The organism is Streptomyces sp. AM 2-1-1 (genome assembly GCF_029167645.1).
Taxonomy (GTDB): Bacteria; Actinomycetota; Actinomycetes; order Streptomycetales; family Streptomycetaceae; genus Streptomyces.
This window is the reverse complement of the sequence record NZ_CP119147.1, coordinates 5,551,060-5,573,734: the sequence shown is the minus strand read 5'-3', so window position 1 is coordinate 5,573,734 and position 22,675 is coordinate 5,551,060. Positions and strand designations below refer to the sequence as shown.

12 protein-coding genes are annotated in these 22,675 nt (G+C 72.0%); 8 read left to right on the top strand and 4 right to left on the bottom strand.

Annotated elements, in window-relative coordinates:
• Positions 1-349: 349 nt before the first annotated feature.
• Complete coding sequence (locus tag PZB77_RS24310) at positions 350-1,312, top strand: right-handed parallel beta-helix repeat-containing protein (protein WP_275494746.1); 963 nt, start codon at positions 350-352, stop codon at positions 1,310-1,312.
• 135 nt (positions 1,313-1,447) lie between these two features.
• On the opposite strand, the gene rpsA is transcribed toward PZB77_RS24310, so the two are convergent.
• The gene (gene rpsA, locus PZB77_RS24305; RefSeq protein WP_275494745.1) at positions 1,448-2,956 is read right to left on the bottom strand and encodes a 30S ribosomal protein S1; all 1,509 of its coding nucleotides are present in this window, start codon (positions 2,954-2,956) and stop codon (positions 1,448-1,450) included.
• A gap of 422 nt (positions 2,957-3,378) precedes the next feature.
• On the opposite strand from rpsA, the gene PZB77_RS24300 reads away from it, so the two are divergent.
• Both PZB77_RS24300 and hrpB read left to right on the top strand, forming a co-directional pair.
• Positions 3,379-4,191, top strand: coding sequence for a methyltransferase domain-containing protein (locus PZB77_RS24300; RefSeq protein WP_275494744.1), 813 nt, complete (start codon positions 3,379-3,381; stop codon positions 4,189-4,191).
• Between the two features lie 363 nt (positions 4,192-4,554).
• Positions 4,555-7,116: an ATP-dependent helicase HrpB gene (gene hrpB / locus PZB77_RS24295; RefSeq protein ID WP_275494743.1), complete on the top strand. Its 2,562-nt coding sequence runs from the start codon at positions 4,555-4,557 to the stop codon at positions 7,114-7,116.
• Positions 7,117-8,067: 951 nt separating this feature from the next.
• Here hrpB and PZB77_RS24290 read toward each other — a convergent pair.
• Both PZB77_RS24290 and polA read right to left on the bottom strand, forming a co-directional pair.
• Complete coding sequence (locus tag PZB77_RS24290) at positions 8,068-9,813, bottom strand: lytic transglycosylase domain-containing protein (protein WP_275494742.1); 1,746 nt, start codon at positions 9,811-9,813, stop codon at positions 8,068-8,070.
• 776 nt (positions 9,814-10,589) lie between these two features.
• Positions 10,590-13,301 (bottom strand): DNA polymerase I, encoded by a 2,712-nt coding sequence (gene polA / locus PZB77_RS24285; protein WP_275494741.1) that lies wholly within the window; start codon positions 13,299-13,301, stop codon positions 10,590-10,592.
• Positions 13,302-13,434: 133 nt separating this feature from the next.
• Here polA and PZB77_RS24280 point away from each other — a divergent pair, with 133 nt between their 5' ends.
• On the top strand, positions 13,435-15,708 hold the full coding sequence (locus tag PZB77_RS24280; RefSeq protein ID WP_275494740.1) for an FdhF/YdeP family oxidoreductase: 2,274 nt from the start codon (positions 13,435-13,437) through the stop codon (positions 15,706-15,708).
• A gap of 159 nt (positions 15,709-15,867) precedes the next feature.
• Here the strand turns inward: PZB77_RS24280 and mptB are convergent, their stop codons facing one another.
• Complete coding sequence (mptB, locus tag PZB77_RS24275) at positions 15,868-17,340, bottom strand: polyprenol phosphomannose-dependent alpha 1,6 mannosyltransferase MptB (protein WP_275494739.1); 1,473 nt, start codon at positions 17,338-17,340, stop codon at positions 15,868-15,870.
• A 211-nt stretch (positions 17,341-17,551) separates the two neighbouring features.
• On the opposite strand from mptB, the gene PZB77_RS24270 reads away from it, so the two are divergent.
• The 4 genes from PZB77_RS24270 to PZB77_RS24255 all read left to right on the top strand — a co-directional run bounded on the left by PZB77_RS24270 (position 17,552) and on the right by PZB77_RS24255 (position 22,675).
• Complete coding sequence (locus PZB77_RS24270; RefSeq protein WP_275494738.1) at positions 17,552-18,016, top strand: hotdog fold thioesterase; 465 nt, start codon at positions 17,552-17,554, stop codon at positions 18,014-18,016.
• Between the two features lie 603 nt (positions 18,017-18,619).
• A complete protein-coding gene (locus PZB77_RS24265) occupies positions 18,620-19,834 on the top strand; it encodes a branched-chain amino acid ABC transporter substrate-binding protein (protein ID WP_275496199.1) in 1,215 nt (404 codons plus the stop codon).
• Between the two features lie 109 nt (positions 19,835-19,943).
• Positions 19,944-20,873, top strand: a complete 930-nt coding sequence (locus PZB77_RS24260; protein WP_275494737.1) for a branched-chain amino acid ABC transporter permease — start codon at positions 19,944-19,946, stop codon at positions 20,871-20,873.
• A gap of 5 nt (positions 20,874-20,878) precedes the next feature.
• The gene (locus PZB77_RS24255) at positions 20,879-22,675 is read left to right on the top strand and encodes a branched-chain amino acid ABC transporter permease (protein ID WP_275494736.1); all 1,797 of its coding nucleotides are present in this window, start codon (positions 20,879-20,881) and stop codon (positions 22,673-22,675) included.

The window sequence follows — 22,675 nt, the reverse complement described above, 5'->3', positions numbered from 1 at the left end:
GGGATCCTGGCAAGTGGGTGTTACGGCCCGTCAGTTACTCGTGTATCCCACATGTTTCTCTGGGCGGAGAAGGAAGACCGATAGTCGGGCAATGGTCCAGACCTTGACGCCCTCCGGTCCGCGCCCTAGGTTTCCGTCTGCATCGGACAGGAGGCGCGGGTCCGGCGCGATCCGGACGAACGACCCGGGACATCCGGTCCCGATCGGGCCGGTTCGGGCGCCGCCCGCGCAAGCCCAGTCCGATCGGGACGGGAGGCCCCGGGTCACGAGGTCGCTCGTTCAGGTTCTCGCCCCACATTCACGTACAAGAAAAATTCGGGCTCTCTGGACTCTTCGGGAAGGCACTTCCATGCGCACCCGCACCCCCCTCACCCCCCTGCTCGCCGCCGCCCTCGTCACCTGCGGCCTCACCCTCGCCTCCGCGGGACCGGCCGGGGCCGCCACCGTGGTCGACGTCAGCACCGCGAAGCAGCTCAAGGCGGCGCTCGCGGCCGCCGTGCCGGGCGACACGATCCGCCTGGCGGACGGCACGTACACCGGCAACTTCAAGGCGACCGTCGCGGGTACCGCGACCGCCCGCATCACCCTGACCGGATCCGCCGGGGCGGTACTCAGCGCCGGCGGCGGCTACGGACTGCATCTGAACGGCGCCTCGTACTGGACCGTCCGGGGCGTCACGGTCACCGGCGGGCAGAAGGGCATCGTGACCGACGCCGCCAACGGGGTGGTCATCGAGTCGGTGACCATCCACGACCTCGACATGGAGGGGGTGCACTTCCGCACGTCCAGCAAGGACGGGGTCCTTCGCGACTCGCGGATCTACGACACCGGGCACGACGGGCGCGGGATGGGTGAGGGCGTCTACGTCGGCACGGCGGGCGACCTCACCGACCGCAGCGACCGGGTCGAGATCAGCGGCAACACCATCGGCCCGGGCGTGGGCGGCGAGAACGTCGACATCAAGGAGGGCACCACGGGCGCCCGGATCATCGGCAACACCTTCGACGGCAGCGGGCTCACCGGAGCGAACTTCGACGACTCCTGGGTCGACGTGAAGGGCAACGACGTCCTCGTCCAGGGCAACACCGGTTTCCGTACGACCAACAACGGCTACGAGACCCACACCCAGCAGCCGGGCTGGGGCTGCGGCACGGTCTTCCGCGACAACGCGTCCGACCTGGCCGGCGCCACCGGCACCCTGCGACTGGCGATCAACGTCACGGCGAACACGCCGAGTTGCACCACGACCGTGTACGCCGACAACACGGTGAGGGGTGGGTACGGTCTGACGAACATCGGCGTCACTCCCTGACGGCGCCGCGCCGCCCCTGAACATACGGCCCGGAGGCCCCGGGCACAGCATGAGGCCCGCCCCCCGAAGGGGACGGGCCTCATGCGTACCTACGCCTGCTACCGCCGTCCGTCAGCGGTCGCCGGGGTCAGAGCTTCAGCTCTGGCCGCCGGCCAGCTTCTCGCGCAGAGCGGCGAGCGCCTCGTCCGACGCCAGGGCGCCGGAGTTGTCCGCCGACTCCGAGGAGTAGGAGCCGCCACCGCTGCCGCCGGAGGCAGCCGGGGCGCCGGCCGGGGCAGCAGCACCCTCGGCAGCGGCGGCCTCGTCGGCCTCGCGGGACTTGATGACCTGCGCCTGGTGCTGCTCGAAGCGCTGCTGCGCCTCGGCGTACTGGGTCTCCCAGACCTCACGCTGCGACTCGAAGCCCTCGAGCCAGTCGTTGGTCTCGGGGTCGAAGCCCTCGGGGTAGATGTAGTTGCCCTGGTCGTCGTAGGACGCGGCCATGCCGTACAGGGTCGGGTCGAACTCGACCGAGGCCGGGTCGCTGCCGAAGGACTCGTTGGCCTGCTTCAGCGAGAGGCTGATGCGACGACGCTCAAGGTCGATGTCGATGACCTTGACGAAGATCTCGTCGTTGACCTGGACGACCTGCTCCGGGATCTCCACGTGGCGCTCGGCCAGCTCGGAGATGTGGACCAGGCCCTCGATGCCCTCGTCGACGCGGACGAACGCACCGAACGGAACGAGCTTGGTGACCTTACCGGGGACGACCTGACCGATCTGGTGCGTCCGGGCGAACTGCTGCCACGGGTCTTCCTGCGTCGCCTTCAGCGACAGGGAGACGCGCTCACGGTCCATGTCGACGTCGAGGACCTCGACGGTGACTTCCTGGCCGACCTCGACAACCTCGGACGGGTGGTCGATGTGCTTCCAGGACAGCTCGGAGACGTGAACGAGACCGTCGACGCCACCCAGGTCCACGAAGGCACCGAAGTTGACGATCGAGGAGACGACGCCGGAGCGGACCTGGCCCTTCTGCAGGGTGGTGAGGAACGTCTGGCGAACCTCGGACTGGGTCTGCTCCAGCCAGGCACGGCGGGACAGGACCACGTTGTTGCGGTTCTTGTCCAGCTCGATGATCTTCGCCTCGAGCTCCTTGCCCACGTAGGGCTGGAGGTCGCGGACGCGACGCATCTCGACGAGCGACGCCGGCAGGAAGCCACGGAGGCCGATGTCGAGGATGAGACCACCCTTGACGACCTCGATGACGGTACCGGTGACGATGCCGTCCTCTTCCTTAATCTTCTCGATGGTGCCCCAAGCACGCTCGTACTGCGCGCGCTTCTTCGAGAGGATCAGGCGGCCTTCCTTGTCCTCCTTCTGGAGAACCAGGGCCTCGATCTCGTCGCCGACCTTGACGACCTCGTTCGGGTCGACGTCGTGCTTGATCGAGAGCTCGCGGCTCGGGATGACACCTTCGGTCTTGTAACCGATGTCGAGGAGAACCTCGTCGCGGTCGACCTTGACGATGACACCTTCAACGATGTCGCCGTCGTTGAAGTACTTGATCGTCTCGTCGATCGCCGCGAGGAACGCGTCCGCGTCGCCGATGTCGTTGACCGCAACCTGCGGAGTGGTGGCGGTGGTCTCGGTGCTGCTCGTCATGTGGGAAAGGGCTCCGGTACGGACAGAGAGTCGTAGGTACTGCTACGCCGTGAGCCCGTATCGCCTCTGCAGAAGCCGGACAGCCGGGAAAGCGTCCGACCCGTCTCCGGGGGACACCTCGACAACCGAGGGGACATGCAACAGACGCGAGCGCGGCCTGCTAGGTCTGAGGCGCGCAGGCTCGCAGCGCAACTTGTAGCATACGGGGGCAGCCGGACACGGTCAATGCGCGAAGGCGCACACGCGGGGCGCAACGGGCCATATCCGGCGCAACTCGGCCGCGTCCGGGCCATGTCGGGGCCGCGAAGTTCTCGTACGCGCGTCGCCGCACGCCGGAGCCCGCACACGGCGGCCTCCTCACGGATACCCACCGCACCCGGCCGCACGCGGCGGGGTAAAGGCAAACTACAACGACGGACACGATGAGCCAAGAGACCTACGGAACCGAACCCGAAGCGACGCGCCGCGAGGCGGGCGACACGGAGAGCAGCCGGGCCAGCCGCGGCTGGTGGGACCGGAACGCCGACACGTACCAGAGCGACCACGGGGCGTTCCTCGGCGACGACCGGTTCGTCTGGGGGCCGGAAGGGCTCGACGAGGCGGAAGCCGGGCTGCTCGGTCCCGCCGCCTCACTCGCGGGCCGCGACGTGCTGGAGATCGGCGCGGGCGCGGCGCAGTGCTCGCGCTGGCTGGCGACCCAGGGAGCCCGCCCCGTGGCACTCGACCTCTCCCACCGGCAGCTCCAGCACGCGCTGCGGATCGGCGACGAGGTACCCCTCGTCGAGGCCGACGCCGGGGTGCTGCCCTTCCGTGACGGCACCTTCGACCTCGCCTGCTCCGCCTACGGCGCGGTGCCCTTCGTCGCCGACCCGGTACGCGTCTTCCGCGAGGTCCGGCGGGTGCTGCGGCCGGGCGGCCGCTGGGTCTTCTCGGTGACCCATCCGATCCGCTGGGCCTTCCCCGACGAACCGGGCCCCGAAGGGCTCTCCGTCGCCGCCTCCTACTTCGACCGCGTCCCCTACGTCGAACAGGACGACGCGGGCGAGGCCGTCTACGTCGAGCACCACCGGACGCTGGGCGACCGGGTACGGGACGTGGTGGCGGCCGGCTTCCGCCTCGTCGACCTCGTCGAACCGGAGTGGCCCGACTGGAACCACCAGGAGTGGGGCGGCTGGTCCCCGCTGCGCGGCAACCTCATCCCGGGTACGGCGATCTTCGTCTGCGAACGGGACTGACCCTCCCGGCCCTCGCCGCGGGTGCGGTCGGCGTGCCGTGCGTCCGCCGATGCGTGGGTGAAGGCCGATGCATGGGTGGTGGTCGGGCAACGCGTGACGGTCGACGTACGGGAGGCGGTCGATACGTGGCTGGCGGTCGACGTACGGGTGGCGGTCGATGCGTGGGTGGCGGTCGATGCGTGGCTGAAGCATGGCGGGCCCTTTCGCGAGAGAAGTCTGCCGACCGTCCCCGGGCGGGAACCGCCGGACGGCGACAGGACCGACTTTGCCGGGCGCTTCGGCCGGCGGTATCCCCCGCACGGGGGAAACGGCTCCCCCGTGCGGAGGTGGGGAGCCATTGCCCACCCGTACGACACTGGGTGCGTGATCCGAACCGATGCCCTGGTCGCCCTCCCCGTCCGCACCGCCGTGCCCGCACTGCGCCGGGCGCTCGACGAGCGGGGCACCGCCGTGCTCTGCGCGCCTCCCGGCACCGGCAAGACGACCCTCGTGCCGCTGGTCCTCGCCGGGCTGACCGGTGAGGGTCCGCCCCGCCGGGTCGTGGTCGCCGAGCCCCGCAGGATCGCCGCCCGGGCCGCCGCCCGCCGGATGGCCTGGCTCCTCGGCGAGCGGCCCGGGGAGCGCGTCGGTTTCACCGTGCGCGGCGAGCGGGCCGTCGGGGCCCGGACCGTGGTGGAGGTCGTCACCACCGGAGTGCTGCTCCAGCGCCTCCAGCGCGACCAGGAGCTGGCCGGGGCCGACGTGGTCATCCTCGACGAGTGCCACGAACGCCATCTGGACGCCGACACCGCCGCCGCGTTCCTGCTGGACGTGCGGGAGACCCTTCGCCCGGATCTGCGGCTGGTGGCCGCCTCCGCGACGACCGACGCGCAAGGCTGGGCCCGGCTGCTCGGTGACGCTCCGGTGATCGAGGCGGCCGGGGTCTCCCATCCGGTGGAGGTGGTCTGGGCGCCGCCCGCCGCGCCGGTCCGGCCGCCGCACGGGATGCGGGTCGATCCCGCGTTGTTGACGCACGTCGCCTCGGTGGTGCGCAGGGCGCTCGCCGAACGCGACGGCGACGTGCTCTGTTTCCTGCCCGGCGTCGGCGAGATCGCCCGGGTCGCGGGGCAGCTGGCGGGGAGCGGGGCGGAGGTGCTCCAGGTGCACGGGCAGGCCCCCGCCGCCGTCCAGGACGCGGTGCTCGCCGGCGGCTCCGGCGCAGGCCGGCGCGTCGTGCTGGCGACCTCGGTCGCGGAGTCCTCACTGACCGTGCCCGGGGTGCGGGTCGTGGTCGACAGCGGCCTCGCCCGGGAGCCCCGGACGGATCACGCCCGGGGGCTGAGCGCCCTGACGACCGTGCGGGCCTCGCAGGCGACCGGGCGGCAACGGGCGGGCCGTGCGGGACGGGAGGCTCCCGGTGCGGTGTACCGGTGCTGGACGGAGGCGGAGGACGGGCGGCTCGCCCGGTTCCCGGCCCCGGAGATCCGGGTCGCCGACCTCGCGGGCTTCGCACTCCGGACAGCGTGCTGGGGAGACCCGGGGGCGACGGGCCTGGCGCTGCTCGACCCCCCACCCGCAGGGGCGATGAGCGCGGCCCGTGAGGTGCTGACGGCGGTCGGGGCGGTGGACGCGGACGGGCGGGCGACCGCGCGCGGCACACGGATGTCCCGCCTGGGCGTTCACCCCCGGTTGGCGCGGGCCCTGGTCGACGGCGCCCGGGAGGTGGGCGGGCGCAGAGCGGCCGAGGTGGTGGCTCTGCTGAGCGAGGAGCCGCCCCGCGCGTACGGGGACGACCTCGCGGCGGCCCTGCGCACCGCGCGCCGGGGCGGCGACGGGTATGCCGCGCGCTGGCGTCAGGAGGTGCGACGGCTGTCGTCCTCCCTGACCGACTCGGCCGGCAGGGACCCGTCCGGGGGTGGTTCGTCCGGCGGCGGTCCGGCAGCCGCCGCCCAGGCACTCACGGACGACGCCGCCGTCGGGCTGGTGGCGGCGCTGGCGTTCCCGGAGCGGGTGGCGCGCAACCGGGGCGGGGAGGCGTTCCTGATGGCGTCCGGGACCGGGGCGGAGCTGCGGGAGGGTTCAGGGCTGCGCGGCTCGCCGTGGCTCGCGGTCGCGGTGGCCGATCGGCCCGCGCACGCCGCGTCGGCCCGGGTGGGGCTGGCCGCGGTGATCGACGAGGACACGGCGGTGCTGGCCGCGGGTCATCTGCGGTTCCGTGGGGAGGAGGTCCGCTGGAGCGACGGCGACGTGGTGGCACGCGTCGTGGACCGGCTGGGGGCGGTGGAGCTCGCGGTGCGCCCACTTCGGCAGCCGGCCCCGGAGCTGATACGGACGGCGCTGCTGGAAGGGCTGGGCCGGGAAGGCACCGCGCTGCTGCGGTGGACCAGGGACGGTGAGCAGCTCCGGGCCCGGCTCGCGTTCCTGCACCGGGCACTGGGGGCGCCGTGGCCCGAGGTGTCGGACGAGGCTCTGGTGGCGCGTGCCGGGGAGTGGCTGGAGCCGGAGCTGTCGCGCGCCCGTCGCCGCGCGGACCTGGGACGGATCGACGCGGGGCAGGCGCTGCGTCGGCTGCTGCCGTGGGCGACCGGTGAGGCGTCCCGGCTGGACGAGCTGGCCCCGGAGCGGATCGAGGTGCCGAGCGGTTCCCGCGTCCGGGTGGAGTACGGCGGCGAGCAGCCCGTACTGGCGGTCAAGCTGCAGGAGCTGTTCGGTCTGGCCGAGACGCCCTCGGTGGCCGGAGTGCCGGTGCTGGTCCACCTGTTGTCGCCGGCGGGCCGGCCTGCGGCGGTCACCGCGGATCTGGCCTCGTTCTGGCGGGAGGGTTACCGAGCGGTCAGGGCGGAGCTGCGCGGACGTTACCCCAAGCATCCCTGGCCGGAAGATCCGTCGACGGTGACGGCCACCAGGTTCACTTCGGCGCGACTGAAGCGGGAGGGGCGGCCCTGACCCGTCGACCGGTACGGCTGCCACCCGCAGGCGGCACCGCTCGCGACCCCGCTTGCTCGACTCGGCCGCGCCCCGGGGAGGGCTCGGCAGGACTGTGACCTGAGGACCCGGTGCGGCTGTCACCTGCGCCCCTGCAGGCCGGGCGGGCCGGGCGAGCGGGCGGGCCGGGTGGCCCGTCGCTGCGGGCCCGGTGTGGTCGTGGCCCGCGGGCGGGGCACGGCCATCAGGTGCGGGGCGGGGTCCGGTCGTTGCCTGCGGACGGAATACCCCATGGCCCACGGGCCCGGGGCGGCCGTCGCCCGAGGGCGGGCCTCCGTGACCGAGTGACGGTACGACCCTCACCCGTCGGCTCGGTGCGGCCGTGAGCCGGTGTGTCGGTGCGGCCGTGAGCCGGTGTGTCGGTGCGGCCATGGGCCTTGGGCCCGGTGCGACCGTGAGTCGGGGTCTCGGTGCGACCGTGAGCCGGCGTCCCGGTGTCCCGGTGCGACTGTGAGCCGGTGTCCCGGTGCGACCGTGAGTCGGCGTCCCGGTGCGGCCATGAGTCGGCGTCCCGGCGTGACGTGGACCGTCGGCCCGGCCCGGCCGAGACCCGCCGACGCCGTTCGGCCGTCACCCGAGGGCGGTGCGACCATGGCCGAGGGCTCGGTACGGCCGTCGACTGTCGGACCGACAGACGGCTGCGACCGCTCGGGCCGCTGCGACCCGAGCCGCCGGCCCGGTACGGCGACCCGCCCGCCACCGCGTACCGGCCGGGCACGGCGGGACCGACGGGATGGATACAGCTGTCACCGATACAGCCGCCGCCCGTCGGCCCGGTGTCCCGCAACTCCGGGCCCTCCACGGGCCGCGCGCCCGTACCGAGGCAGTTCGGAACGGGCGCGCGGCGTGGCGCCGGGTGGCGTCAGAGGCGCCCGGTGGTGTGCGCCGGGTGGGATCAGTCGGCCGGTGGCGTCAGGCTGCGGGTGCCGCCTCGACGGTCAGCCGGATGTCGACGGTGGCGCCGCCTTCGGTGGTGATCCGGAGCGTGTAGATGCCCGCGGTGTCGCCCGCGTGGATCTTCGGCAGGGTGAGCAGGCCGTCCGCGTCGGTCGTCACTCCGGTCAGCGTGCTGACGGCGGCCCCGTCCGATCCGGGGAAGGAGGGACCCTCACCGTCCGCGACCGGCTGCCCGGCATCGGTGAGAACCGTGGCAGTGACGGCGACGCCGGAGGCGACGGCTCCGTCGAGGGTCGCCTTGACCTGGATCTCCCCGGCGAAATCACCGCCGGTGGTGGCTGTCGCCACGGTTCCGGTCGTCGGGGTGACCGCGTCGGCCCGGCGGGCGGTGACGGTCGCCGCGACATCCAGGCTGAATTGAGGGGCGGTGCCGACGACGACGTGGACGGTGAAGTCGCCCGTGGTCTCACCCGCCACCACCGCCGGGGCCACGGCGGTGCCGTCCGCTCCGGTGACGGCCTCGGCACTGCTCCCGCCGCCGACGAAGCGGGCGTCGGTGTCGCCCTGGATCGTGAAGGTGACGGGGGCCTTGGCGAAGCCTTCGCCCCGTCCGTCCACTGCCCGCACGGTGACCTTCCCGGCGAACTGCTCTCCCGCCATGGCGGTCAGCGTGCCGGATCCGGTGTTCTCCACCCCGGAGAGCTTGACGGTCGGGGTGGGCGGCGGCGGGGTGCCGGTCGTGGGCGGTTCGGTGGGCTGCGTGTGTCCGGGGCTGCCCGGCGTCGGTGTGGGACTCGGGGAGGGCGAGGCGGTTCCCGGCGACCCGTCGGGGGACGGCGTAGGCGACGGCCGCGTGGGCGGCGAGGGCGACGGCGACGGCGAGGTCGAGGGGAGCAACGGCCTGAGCGAGGCGGGACCGCTGCCGGAGCCGGTCGCCGGGCCGGGGGTGACCGGCAGGACACCGCTTCCGTCGGGGACGGTGTGCGTGCCCCGCTGGTAGTACGCGAACCACGATCGCACGGTCGTCAGGTACGCGGTGGAGTGGTTGTAACTGAGCACCGCACGGTCGATGTCGGGGTCGAGGGACAGGTCCCGGGAACCGGCGCAGAGGTAACGTCCGGCGGCGAGCGCCGCGTCGTAGACGTTGTTGGGGTCCTTGCGTCCGTCACCGTTGGCGTCCTGGCCCCACATGGCCCAGGTGGACGGGATGAACTGCATCGGCCCGACCGCGCGGTCGTGGACGGAGTCGGCGTCGTACGCGCCGTTGTCCGTGTCCTGGATGAGCGCGAACCCGTTGCCGTCGAGGGCGGGGCCGAGGATCGGGGTGAGGGTGGTGCCGCGCGCGTCGACCTTGCCGCCGCGCGCCTGTCCCGACTCCACCTTCCCGATGGCGGCGAGGAGTTGCCAGGGCAGCCGGCAGGCCGGGTCGGTGATGCCGATGGTCGACTGGGCCCGCGTGTAGGCGGCGAGGACGGAGGCGGGGATGCCCGATTCGAGGCTGGTGGCAGCAGGCAGCTGGACGGACGCGATCGGGCCGTCGGGAGTCGTCAGCGGCGGCAGATCCGTGTGGTAACCGTCGTTGCCGGTGGCGGCGCCCTGCTCGGGTTCGGCCGACGTCGGCTGGTCGGTCCCGCCGGGCGGGGTGTCCGCGGCCAGGGGGGCGCCGGGTGCCTGCGACGCGGAGAGGGCCGCGATGACGGCGGCGGCCACCGCGGTGCTGGTGGCCCCTCTGCGCAGGCGACGGCCGAATTGCGCTGCCATATGGTCTGGTCCCTCCCCGACGACGGATGTTCGCGCTCCCCAGCGCGAGGACTCCCGCGACCCTACGGCAACTTCTGACGCTTAGACACAGTCGCTTGACCGGTTCTCACTGGTTTTTCACGGTGTTCAGCCGACGTTGTACCGCCTCTCGCCTGGGGAGGGGGACGCCGTCCCACCGACACCGGCTCTCGGTACCGCCTGTTCGCACCGGCTCTCTCCCCCACCGGTCGCGACCGCGCAGCGCTTTCGGACGGGTGGCGCCACACCGGCGCCCCGGCCCGGCAGCCACCGCCGCGGCGACCGACTCCCGCGACCCGCAGCCAACTCCGCACGACCGACTCTCCCGGGCTCGGCCACCCTCACCGCACCGGGCTCTCCTCGGCCGCTCGCGACCCGTCTGCCCCTCCCGGCGCCGACCAGGACAGCGGGTCCGACCAGGACAGCGCGTCCGACCAAGACAGCGCGCAGGCCAAGACGGCGCGCATGCCACGACAGCGCGCCGGCGACCGCCGCCCCGTCCCTCCGCCCCGTCCCTCCGCCGCGGTCCACGACCACGTCGAAGCCCTCGCACCAGGGACACGGAAAGGGCCGGGCACCCACGTGCCCGGCCCTCTCAGTGTGCCGGGGCCCGCACCCACCTCACGTACACCCGGCCAACCCCGGCGCACGTCGCTTGCCCCTTCAACGCCCCGGCGTACCTCGTGCCCCTCAGCAACCCGGCGTATCTCGTGCCCCTCAGCAACCCGGCGCACCTCGTGCTCCGCACGCCCCGCGGTTCAGTGCGCGGCGGACTCCCAGTCGTGGCCCACGCCGACCGACACGTCGAGCGGGGCGCGCAGCGAGACGGCCGAGGCCATCTCGTGGCGCAGGATCCGCTCGACCTCGGCGCGTTCGCCGGGGGCGATCTCCAGCACGATTTCGTCGTGGACTTGGAGCAGCATCCGTGACTTCAGCTCCGCCGCGGTCAACGCCTGGTCGACCTTGAGCATCGCGACCTTGACGATGTCCGCGGCGGTGCCCTGGATCGGGGCGTTGAGCGCCATCCGCTCGGCCGTCTCGCGGCGCTGGCGGTTGTCGCTGTTGAGGTCGGGGAGGTATCGGCGGCGGCCGAAGACGGTCTCGGTGTACCCGGTGGACCTGGCTTCTTCGACGACCCGGTGGAGGTAGTCGCGTACCCCGCCGAAGCGCTGGAAGTACGTGTCCATCAGGCCCCGCGCCTCGCCCGCATCGATGTTGAGCTGCTGGGAGAGCCCGAACGCGGAGAGGCCGTAGGCGAGTCCGTAGGACATGGCCTTGATCTTGCGCCGCATCTCCGGGTCGACGGCCGACTTGTCGACGCCGAACACCTGGGAGGCGACCGTGGTGTGCAGGTCCTCGCCCGAGGTGAACGCCTCGATCAGGCCCGCGTCCTCGGAGAGGTGGGCCATCACCCGGAGTTCGATCTGGCTGTAGTCCGCCGTCATCAGCGTCTCGAAGCCCTCGCCGACGACGAAGCCCCGGCGGATCGCGCGCCCCTCGTCCGTACGGACCGGGATGTTCTGGAGGTTGGGGTCGGTGGAGGAGAGGCGTCCGGTCGCCGCCACCGTCTGGTTGAACGTGGTGTGGATTCGGCCGTCCGCCGCGATCGTCTTGACCAGACCCTCGACGGTGACCCGCAGCTTCGCCTGTTCCCGGTGGCGCAGCATGATCACCGGCAGCTCGTGCTCGGTCTGCGCGGCGAGCCAGGCCAGCGCGTCGGCGTCGGTGGTGTATCCGGTCTTCGTCTTCTTCGTCTTGGGCAGGCCCAGCTCGCCGAAGAGGACCTCCTGGAGCTGCTTGGGCGAGCCGAGGTTGAACTCCCGGCCCACCGCGGCGTGCGCTTCCTTCACGGCCTGCTGCACGGCGGCCGCGAACTGCTGCTCCATCGCCTCCAGATGGGTACGGTCGGCGGCGATGCCGTGCCGCTCCAGCCGGGCCAGCAGGATGGAGGTGGGCAGTTCCATGTCGTGCAGGAGGTCGAGCGCGCCGACCTCCCGGAGCCGGACGGAGAACGCGGCGCCCAGGTCGAGGACGGCGCGGGCCTGCGTCATCAGGGCGTCCGCCTCGGCGCGGTCGTCCGCGCCGAACGCCAGCTGCCCGTCCGCCGAGGCGGCCGGGGCGAGTTCGCGGCCGAGGTACTCGACCGCCAGCGCGTCCAGCGCGAACGACCGGCGTCCCGGCTTCACCAGGTACGCCGCGAGCGCGGTGTCCATGGTGACGCCCTCGATGTGCCAGCCGTGTTCGGGGAAGACCCGCATGGCCGCCTTGGCGTTGTGCAGGACCTTGGGCCGCGCCGGGTCCGCGAGCCAGGCGGTGAACGCCTTCTCGTCCGTGGCGTCGAGCTCCCTCGGGTCCAGCCAGGCCGCCGCGCCGCCGACCGCCGCCAGGGCGACCTCGGTGACCGTGCCGGTGCCCAGCGCCCAGGTGTCGACGGTGGCCATGCCGAGCGGCTGCCCGCCGTGCTCCGCCAGCCATCCGGCGACCTGTCCCGTGCCGAGGACGGTGCCGTCGAGTTCCACCCCGGCGGCGGGGGCGGGCGCCTCCTCCTGACCCGCTCCCGGGTCGACGGCGAGCAGCCGCTCCCGCAGACTCGGGTTGCGGATCTCCAGGACGTCGAGCACCCCGGTGACGGCGGTGCGGTCGTACGGGGCGCGCTCCAGGTCGGCGGGGCCCTTCGGGAGCTCCACGTCACGGACCATCTCGGTCAGCCGGCGGTTCATCCGCACCGAGTCCAGGTGGTCGCGGAAATTCTGCCCCGCCACCCCCTTCACCTCGTCGGCGCGTGCCACCAGCTCGTCGAAGGAGCCGAACTGGTTGATCCACTTCGCGGCCGTCTTCTCGCCGACCTTGGGGATGCCGGGGAGGTTGTCCGACGGGTCGCCGCGCAGCGCCGCGAAGTCCGGGTACTGGGCGGGGGTGAGGCCGTACTTCTCCTCGACCTTCGCCGGGGTGAAGCGGGTCAGCTCGGAGACGCCCTTGGTGGGGTAGAGGACCGTGACGTTCTCGGTGATGAGCTGGAAGGAGTCGCGGTCGCCCGTGACGATCAGCACCTCGAACCCGGCGGCCTCCGCCTGGGTGGCGAGGGTGGCGATCACGTCGTCGGCCTCGAAGCCGTCGACCGCGAACCGGTCCGCGTGCATCGCGTCCAGCAGCTCGCCGATCAGCTCGACCTGCCCCTTGAACTCGTCGGGCGTCTTGGAGCGGTTCGCCTTGTACTCGGGGAACTCCTGGGCGCGCCAGGTCTTGCGGGACACGTCGAACGCCACCGCGAAGTGGGTGGGCGCCTCGTCGCGCAGCGTGTTCGCCAGCATCGAGGCGAAGCCGTACACGGCGTTCGTCGGCTGCCCCGTCCCGGTCGTGAAATTCTCCGCGGGCAGGGCGAAGAACGCCCGGTACGCCAGGGAGTGCCCGTCCATGAGGAGCAGGCGCGGTCGGTTGTCTGCCGTCTTCTTCGATGCTGTCTCAGCCACATGCACGATCCTGCCACGGCCCACCGACATTCCGGACCGCTCCCGGCCACCGCCGCCCGCTCCCTCGGAATGTGGCCCCGGGGGCCGTGACAGGATCGGAAGAGAGGAATCCACGCGCTCGAAGGGGAGCACCATGGCCACGAAGCCCCCGACCGGAGACCCGGTCCAGGACGCACCGAAGGTCCGGCAGGCCCAGCACGCGGCGGCCGGCCTGCCCGCCGTCGCCCACTCCCTGCTCATGGCCCAGCAGCAGATGGGGGTGGGGCGCACCGCGCGGACGCTCCTCAAGGTCAACCAGAAGAACGGTTTCGACTGCCCGGGGTGCGCCTGGCCGGAGGGCGACCGGCGGCACACCGCGGAGTTCTGCGAGAACGGGGCCAAGGCCGTCGCCGAGGAGGCGACGCTGCGCCGCGTCACCCCGGAGTTCTTCGCCGCCCACCCGGTCTCCGACCTGGCCGGCCGCAGCGGTTACTGGCTCGGCCAGCAGGGCCGGATCACGCAGCCGGTGTACCTCCCCGAGGGCGCGGACACCTACGAGGCGATCGGGTGGGACGACGCTTTCGCCATCATTGCTGAAGAACTCCGTGGGCTCGGCTCCCCCGACGAGGCGCTCTTCTACACCTCCGGCCGCACCAGCAACGAGGCCGCGTTCCTCCTCCAGCTCTTCGCCCGCGAGTACGGCACGAACAACCTTCCGGACTGCTCCAACATGTGCCACGAGTCGTCCGGCTCCGCGCTCATGGAGACCATCGGCATCGGCAAGGGCAGCGTCTCCCTGGAAGACCTGCACCAGGCCGATCTGATCATCGTCGCGGGCCAGAACCCCGGCACCAACCACCCGCGCATGCTCTCCGCGCTGGAGAAGGCCAAGCACGCCGGGGCGAAGATCATCTCGGTCAATCCACTCCCCGAGGCCGGTCTGGAGCGCTTCAAGAACCCGCAGACCCCCCGGGGCATGATCCGGGGCACCGCGCTGACCGACCTCTTCCTCCAGATACGCCTCGGCGGCGACCAGGCTCTCTTCCGTCTGCTCAACAAGCTGATCCTGCAGACCGAGGGCGCCGTGGACACCGCTTTCGTCGACGAACACACCCACGGGTACGAGGAGTTCGCGCGCGCCGCGCAGGAGGCCGACTGGGACGACACCCTCACCGCCACCGGGCTGGAACGCGCCGACATCGAGAAGGCCCTCGCTCTGGTCCTCGCCTCCGAGCGCACCATCGTCTGCTGGGCGATGGGTCTCACCCAGCACAAGCACTCCGTGCCCACCATCCGCGAAGTCGTCAACTTCCTCCTGCTGCGCGGGAACATCGGCCGCCCCGGCGCCGGCGTCTGCCCCGTGCGCGGCCACTCCAACGTCCAGGGCGACCGCACCATGGGCATCTACGAGCGCCCCGCACCCGCCTTCCTCGACGCCCTCGACAAGGAGTTCGGCATCACCTCACCGCGCCACCACGGGTACGACGTGGTGCGCGCCATCCGCGCCCTGCGCGACGGCGACGCCAAGGTCTTCTTCGCGATGGGCGGCAACTTCGTCGCCGCCACCCCCGACACCGCGGTCACCGAGGCGGCGATGCGCCGGGCCCGCCTCACCGTCCACGTGTCGACCAAGCTCAACCGCTCGCACGCCGTCACCGGCAGCCGCGCCCTCATCCTGCCGACCCTCGGGCGCACCGACAAGGACGTCCAGGCCGGCGGCAAGCAGTTCGTCACCGTCGAGGACTCCATGAGCATGGTGCACGCCTCCCGCGGCAACCTCGCCCCCGCGAGCCCGCACCTGCTCTCCGAACCCGCCATCGTGGCCCGCATGGCGCGCGCCGTCCTCGGACCCGGTTCGGCCACGCCCTGGGAGGAGTTCGAGAGGGACTACGGCACCATCCGCGACCGCATCTCCCGTGTCGTGCCGGGCTTCGAGGACTTCAACGCCCGCGTCGCCCGCCCGGGCGGCTTCACCCTCCCCCACGGGCCGCGCGACGCCCGCCGCTTCCCCACGGCCACCGGCAAGGCCAATTTCACCGCGGCGCCCGTCGAGTACCCCGAACTCCCCGCCGGCAGGCTGCTCCTGCAGACCCTGCGCTCCCACGACCAGTACAACACCACGATCTACGGGCTCGACGACCGCTACCGCGGTATCACGAACGGCCGGCGTGTCGTCCTCGTCCACCCCGAGGACGCCCGCGAACTCGGCCTCGCCGACGGCGCCCACACCGACCTCGTCAGCGAGTGGAAGGACGGCACCGAGCGCCGCGCGCCCGGCTTCCGCGTCGTCCACTACCCCACCGCCCGGGGGTGCGCCGCCGCCTACTACCCCGAGACGAATGTCCTCGTGCCGCTCGACTCGACCGCCGACACCAGCAACACCCCCGCCAGCAAGTCGGTCGTGGTGCGCTTCGAGAGCGCCGGCTGACCCCCTCCGGCGGGCGGGTGCCGGGCCGGCACGTGCCGGGCGGACGGGCCGACCGGAGCGGGCCGCGTCGCGGAAGCCGCCCCGGGGCCGACGCACCGGAGACGTCGCACCGGGGCCCCCGGGACGGCGGCGCGCCCCCGTCCGGGCCCGTCCGCCGGGTCAGCCCGGAGGCGCCCCGGCCCGCACCCCGTCGCGCACCGTCCCGGGGTGGCGGGGCCTGGGCACCCCGGGACCCCCGCCGCCCCTGCCCGGGTCCGCCACGGCGTCCCGCCACAGCAGTACCAGCCCCGCGACCGCGACCGCCCCGCCCACCGCGAAGCCGAATCCCGGTGTCGAACCCGAGGGGTGCGTCTCGAAGACCAGCGCCGCCGAGAGGACCGCCAGCAGCCGCCCCGACCAGCCCCACCGCGCCCGTACGGCGACGAACGGCACCCCCCAGAGGGCGTACCAGGGCTGCACCATCGGCGACAGCGCCACCAGCGCCGTCAGCGCCAGGCCCAGCGCCAGCACGGGGTCCAGCCGGCCGGTGGCCGAGCGCCACCCGAGCCGTGCGACCAGGACGGCCGCCGCGCCGAGTCCGAGCATCCGCACGGCCGAGAGCACCGTGCCGGGGTCCACTCCGGCCACCGACCGGGCGAGCGGACCGAGACCGGCGCCCAGGTCGCTGGAGAGGGAGAGCGAGGTGTGGATGGCACCCGCGACGCCCTGCGTGTGCAGCCAGCCGAAGCCGGTTCCGCTCACCGCCGAGACCGCGAGCACCGTGGCGGCGGCGGCCGCCGCCGGTCCGAAGGCCCCGAGGGCGATCCGCCGCGCGGGCGAACCGGACGCCGCTCTGCCCACCGCCACACCGACGAACAACAGGGCCAGTGCGGCCGGGGACTTGACCATCGTCGCCAGCCCGATCAGCACCCCGGCGAGTGCCCAGCGGCCCCGCAGCGCGCACACCGTCCCCGCCAGTGCGAGCCCCGCCATCAGGCCGTCGTTGTGCATCCCGCCCACCACGTGCATCAGCAGCAGGGGGTTGAGCGCCGCGAGCCACAACGCGCCGCCCTCGTCCGCCCCGTACTCCCGGGCGAGACGCCGCACCGCCCACACGATCAGCAGCAGCGCCGCCACCGCGACCAGGCGCAGCACCAGCACCGCCGGGACCAGAGTGCCACCGGTCAGCGCCACCGCGCCCCGCGCCAGCAGCAGGAAGAAGGGGCCGTACGGGGCGGGGGTGTCGGTCCAGTGCGCGCCCACGCTCGCCGCCGCGTCTCCGGCGATGCCGGCCGGATCGAGGACGGAGGGGCCCTCGCCGTACACGTCGTGCCCTTCGAGGACCATCGCCCCCTGGGCGACGTAGCTGTAGACGTCCGCGCTGTACAGGGGCGGCGCCAGCAGCAGCGGCGCCGCCCACCAGGCGAGCGTCACCAGCGTGTGGCGCACCGGGGCGCCGGCGCGCCCGTACCCCCACCAGGCGGCGACGAGGAGCGCCAGGCCGGCGTAGGCGAGGACGGCGCCGGCCGTCGTCACCGCCGGGCTCCGCTCCGTCCACCAGCCCCACGGGTCGTGCGCCGGCAGTCTCCCGGCCACCCAGCCGCCCGCGCCGATCGCCAGCGAACCGGCCAGGCCCAGCCGACGACATCCCACGACACCCGATCCCCGCATCGGGCCAACCTACCCAACCCCGGTGAACGGCCGCCGGGCACCGGATGACCGCGGGTGGTCCCGAGGGCCACGAGCGTGCGGACCGCCGGGCCCCGGCCCCGATCGGCCGGACACTCCCTAAGCACCCGCTCAGTGGTCTCTGGTAAGAACGGACCGCACAGCGAAGTCACCACCGGACGAACGGAGCCGACCCATGGGCGAGCAGACCGCACCCGTGTTCCCGCAGGACGTCATCGACGAGTACGCCGCTCTCGGCATCGATCTGCCCGCCCTCTTCTCCGCCGGGCGCCTCGGCGAACGGATGGGCCTGCGGATCACGGAGGCCTCCGCGGACCGCGTCGTCGCCACCATGCCGGTCGAGGGCAACACCCAGCCCTACGGGCTCCTGCACGGCGGGGCGTCGGCCGTGCTCGCCGAGACCCTCGGTTCGGTCGGCTCGATGCTCCACGGCGGCGCCGGGAAGATCGCGGTCGGCGTCGACCTCAACTGCACCCATCACCGCGGCGCCCGCAGCGGGCTCGTGACCGGCGTCGCCACCCCCGTGCACCGCGGGCGCTCCACCGCGACCTACGAGATCGTCATCACCGACGAGCACGGCAAGCGGGTCTGCACCGCCCGCCTCACCTGCCTCCTGCGCGACGCGCCCGCCGCCGGCTGACGAGCGGCCGCCGCCCCCTCCCCCACTTCTCCAGCCGCCCGGCCGGGCCTGCGGACCGTACCGGCCGGGCAGTTTCATGCCCACTACACGTAACCGGGGTTGACCGCGTGATCCAGCCAACTTCGGTGATGTCCAGGGGGGTTCGTGAGCGACTTCGCGCCACCCCGGGCACCTCGCACGCATACCGGGCCGTCCGGCGTAACACTGCGTAACAGGCACGCAATGAACGCGGTGGCCATTCCGCGCCCCGTGCCGAGCCTCCGCGCCCTTCGGCACCCCGGCCCACCCGTCAGGACCAAGATCGCCTCAAGCCCCTTAGCAGAGCTGGGCGTTCTCACCATGCGAGAAAGATCCGGCGGCCCGAAAGCGACACATGTCCTCCCTGCCACCTCAAGCCTTCCTCAACTCATAACAAGACAGTCACATCCTTGCCCTCACCCGTCCACGACCCCACCACCTGCGCCTAGAGTCACCGCCAGTCACCGCGCCGACGGGTGCGACTGCGGCACGCCCTTGTACCCATCACGTACGGCTTGGCGAACGACAGGCACCTCAACGGAGGAGGCCGCGCCAGGGAAAGGACCTTTCGTGCGACACCGTTCTTTGCTCATACTCACCGCAGTGCTCACCACCGGAGCACTCACCCTCACCGCCTGCGGGTCGCGCGACGACGACAAGGGCAGCGAGAGCGGTGGGACCCAGACCGTCGTCATCGGTCTCGACGCCCCCCTGACCGGCGACCTCTCCGCCCTCGGCCTCGGCATCAAGAACTCCGCCGACCTCGCCGTCAAGACGGCGAACAAGGACAAGACGGTCCCGGGCATCACCTTCGAGCTGCAGCCGCTCGACGACCAGGCCCAGCCCTCCGTCGGTGGCCAGAACGCCCAGAAGTTCATCGGCAACAAGGACCTCGTCGGCGTGGTCGGCCCGCTGAACTCCAGCGTGGCCCAGTCGATGCAGAAGCCGTTCGAGGACGCCAGCCTCACCCAGGTCTCTCCCGCCAACACCGGCACCGAGCTGACCCAGGGCGACAACTGGAAGGACGGCGACAGCGCCAAGAAGCGCCCGTTCAAGACGTACTTCCGCACCGCCACCACCGACGCCATCCAGGGTGCCTTCGCCGCGAACTACCTGTTCAAGAACGCGAAGATCAAGGACGTCTACCTGATCGACGACCAGAAGACGTACGGCGCCGGCCTCGCCGCCTCCTTCAAGACGACGTTCACCGGCCTCGGCGGGAAGATCGTCGGCGCCGACCACGTCAACCCCGACGACCGCGACTTCAACTCCGTCGTCACCAAGGTGAAGAGCTCCGGCGCCAAGGCCGTCTACTACGGCGGTGAGTACCCCGCCGGCGCCCCCCTGAGCCAGCAGCTCAAGGACAGCGTCAACATTCCGCTCATGGGCGGTGACGGCATGTACAGCGCCGACTTCATCAGCCTGAACAAGAAGGCCCAGGGCGACATCGCCACCTCGGTCGGCAAGCCCGTCGAAGAGCTCGAATCCGCCAAGAAGTTCATCGCGGACTACCAGACGGCCGGCTACAAGGACGCCTACGAGGCGTACGGCGGCAGCACCTACGACGCCACCTGGGCCATCATCGAGGCCGTGAAGATCGTGGCCGCCGCCAACGACGGCAAGCTCCCCGACGACAGCCGCGCGAAGGTCCTCGAGGCCATGGCCAAGGTCCAGTTCGAAGGCGTCACCGGCCCGGTCGCCTTCGACGAGTACGGCGACACCACCAACACCATGATGACCGCCTACCAGGTCGACGGCGGCAAGTGGGTCTCCAAGCTCAGCGAGGCCGTCGCCAAGTAACCGCCACACCGCCCCACTTCGGTCGCCACCAGGCAACCAGACCGCGCGGGAGCGCCACCAGCGCTCCCGCGCGGTGCCATATCCGAACCACTCCAACGGAGGCCCTGCGGTGCACGAACTGCCGCAACAGCTGGCCAACGGACTCATCCTCGGCGCGATGTACGGACTCATCGCGATCGGTTACACGATGGTCTACGGAATCATCCAGCTCATCAACTTCGCACACGGCGAAATCTTCATGATCGGAGGCTTCGGAGCACTCACCGTGTACATCTGGATGCCCTCCGGTTCCAACCTCCTCGCCATCGTCCCCCTCATGATCATCGGCGGCGTGATCTGCTCCGTCGCCGTCAGCCTCGCCGCCGAACGCTTCGCCTACCGGCCGCTGCGCAACGCACCCCGCCTCGCCCCCCTGATCACCGCGATCGGCCTCTCCCTCGCCCTCCAGCAGGCCATCTGGAAGTGGTACCCGGACGCGACCGCCGACCGCTCCTTCCCGCAGTTCAAGGGCGGCGCCTTCGACCTGCTCGGCGCCCACGTCCAGCGCGGCGACCTCTTCGTCCTGATCGCCGCACCCGTCTGCATGCTCGCCCTCGGCCTCTTCGTCTCCAAGACCCGCGCCGGCCGCGGCATGCAGGCCACCTCGCAGGACCCCGACACCGCCAAGCTCATGGGCATCAACACCGACCGCATCATCGTCATGGCCTTCGCCATCGGTGCCGCGTTCGCCGCCGTCGCCGCCGTCGCCTACGGGCTCAAGAACGGCCAGATCGGCTTCAAAATGGGCTTCATCATGGGCCTCAAGGCCTTCACCGCAGCGGTACTCGGCGGCATCGGCAACATCTACGGCGCCATGCTCGGCGGCGTCGTCCTCGGCCTCGCCGAAGCCCTCGCCACCGGCTACATGAGCGACGTCCCCGGCATGGACCTCTTCGGCGGCGGCGCCTGGAAGGACGTGTGGGCCTTCGTCCTCCTCATCGTCGTCCTGCTGCTGCGGCCACAAGGCCTGCTCGGCGAACGCGTCGCGGATCGGGCGTGATACGGATGACCACGCACACCACCCGCGCGCCCCTCCCGCTGCCCCCCGCCGCCGCACGCGCCCTCACCACCGCCGGCGCGGCCGTCACCCTCGTGGGCACCTTCCTCGCCTGGACCTGGACCGACGAGTTCCCCGGCGACCTCACCGTCACCGGCTACCCCGGCGGCCTGCAGATCCTCACCCTCGTCGGCTCCGTCCTCACCCTCCTCCTCGTCCTCTCCGGATACGGGATCCGAGGACTCGGCTGGCTCACCCCCGGCGGCACCAACAGCTCCGTGCGCTTCGCCGCGCTCGGCATCCTGGCCACCACCGGATACGCGGTCGGCGCCATCACCACCGAACTCGGCGGCGTCGTCAACCTCGAACCCGGCGCCTGGGTCAGCCTCGCCGGCTCCCTCGTCGCGGCGGTCGCCTCCTTCGGCCTCCCCGCGGACCAGGCCACCGGCGACGCGCACCCCGGCGGCGGCTCCGTGTTCGCGAACAGCCTCACCGCACCCGCACCGGGCCGCGCCCGCGAACTCCCCTCCTGGGCCGAGATCCTCGTCATCGCCGCCGCCTTCGGCGTCGCGCTCTACGTCTTCTCGTACGGCATCGACACGGAGTACACCGAGCTCTTCATCGGGTTCCTCCTCACCGCCGGCCTCGGCTTCACCGCCCTGCACCGCGCCGGCCTCGTCGCCCGCCTCAGCGCCCTGACGTCCAAGCACCGCAACGTCACCCTCACCGCCGCCCTCGTCGCGGCCTTCTGCTTCCCGTTCACGCAGAACACCGGCGAGTACGCGCTCATCGGCACGAACATCCTCATCTTCGCGACCGTCGCCCTCGGCCTCAACGTCGTCGTCGGCCTGGCCGGCCTCCTCGACCTCGGCTACGTCGCGTTCCTCGGCGTCGGCGCCTACACATCCGCCCTCGTCTCCGGGGCCTCCGCCTCCGCGATCGGCGTCCACTTCCCCTTCTGGGCAGCCGTCCTCACCGGAGCCGTCGTCTCCCTGGTCTTCGGCGTCCTCATCGGCGCCCCGACCCTGCGGCTGCGCGGCGACTACCTCGCCATCGTCACCCTCGGCTTCGGCGAGATCTTCCGCGTCACCGTCAACAACCTCAACGGCAACAGCGGACCCGACCTCACCAACGGCTCCCAGGGCATCCCCTCCATCCCCGACCTCAACCTCTTCGGATTCGAGTTCGGGACCAGCCACGACGTCGGCCCCTTCAGCCTCAGCAGGCCCGCCAACTACTACCTGCTGATGCTCCTCGTCACCGCCGTCGTCATCCTCGTCTTCCGCCGCTCCGGCGACTCCCGCATCGGCCGCGCCTGGGTCGCCATCCGCGAGGACGAGACCGCCGCCACCGCCATGGGCATCAACGCCTTCCGGCTCAAGCTCCTCGCCTTCGCCCTCGGCGCGACCCTCGCCGGCCTCGCCGGTACCGTCCAGGCCCACGTCAACTACACCGTGACGCCCGAGCAGTACCAGTTCGCCGGCTCTGTACCCCCGAACTCCGCCTTCCTGCTCGCCGCCGTCATCCTCGGCGGCATGGGCACCCTCAGCGGCCCCTTCGTCGGCGCCGCACTCCTCTACCTCATCCCGGCCAAGCTCCAGTTCATGCAGGACTACCAGCTGCTCCTCTTCGGCATCGCTCTCATCCTGCTGATGCGCTTCCGCCCCGAAGGCCTCGTCGCCGACCGCCGCAAGCAACTCGAATTCCACGAGGCCGACGCCGACAACACGACCAACCAGCCCGACGTACCCGAACCACGGCAGCCCGAGGACACCGGCGCCGGTATCACCAAGGCGGGGGCGTGA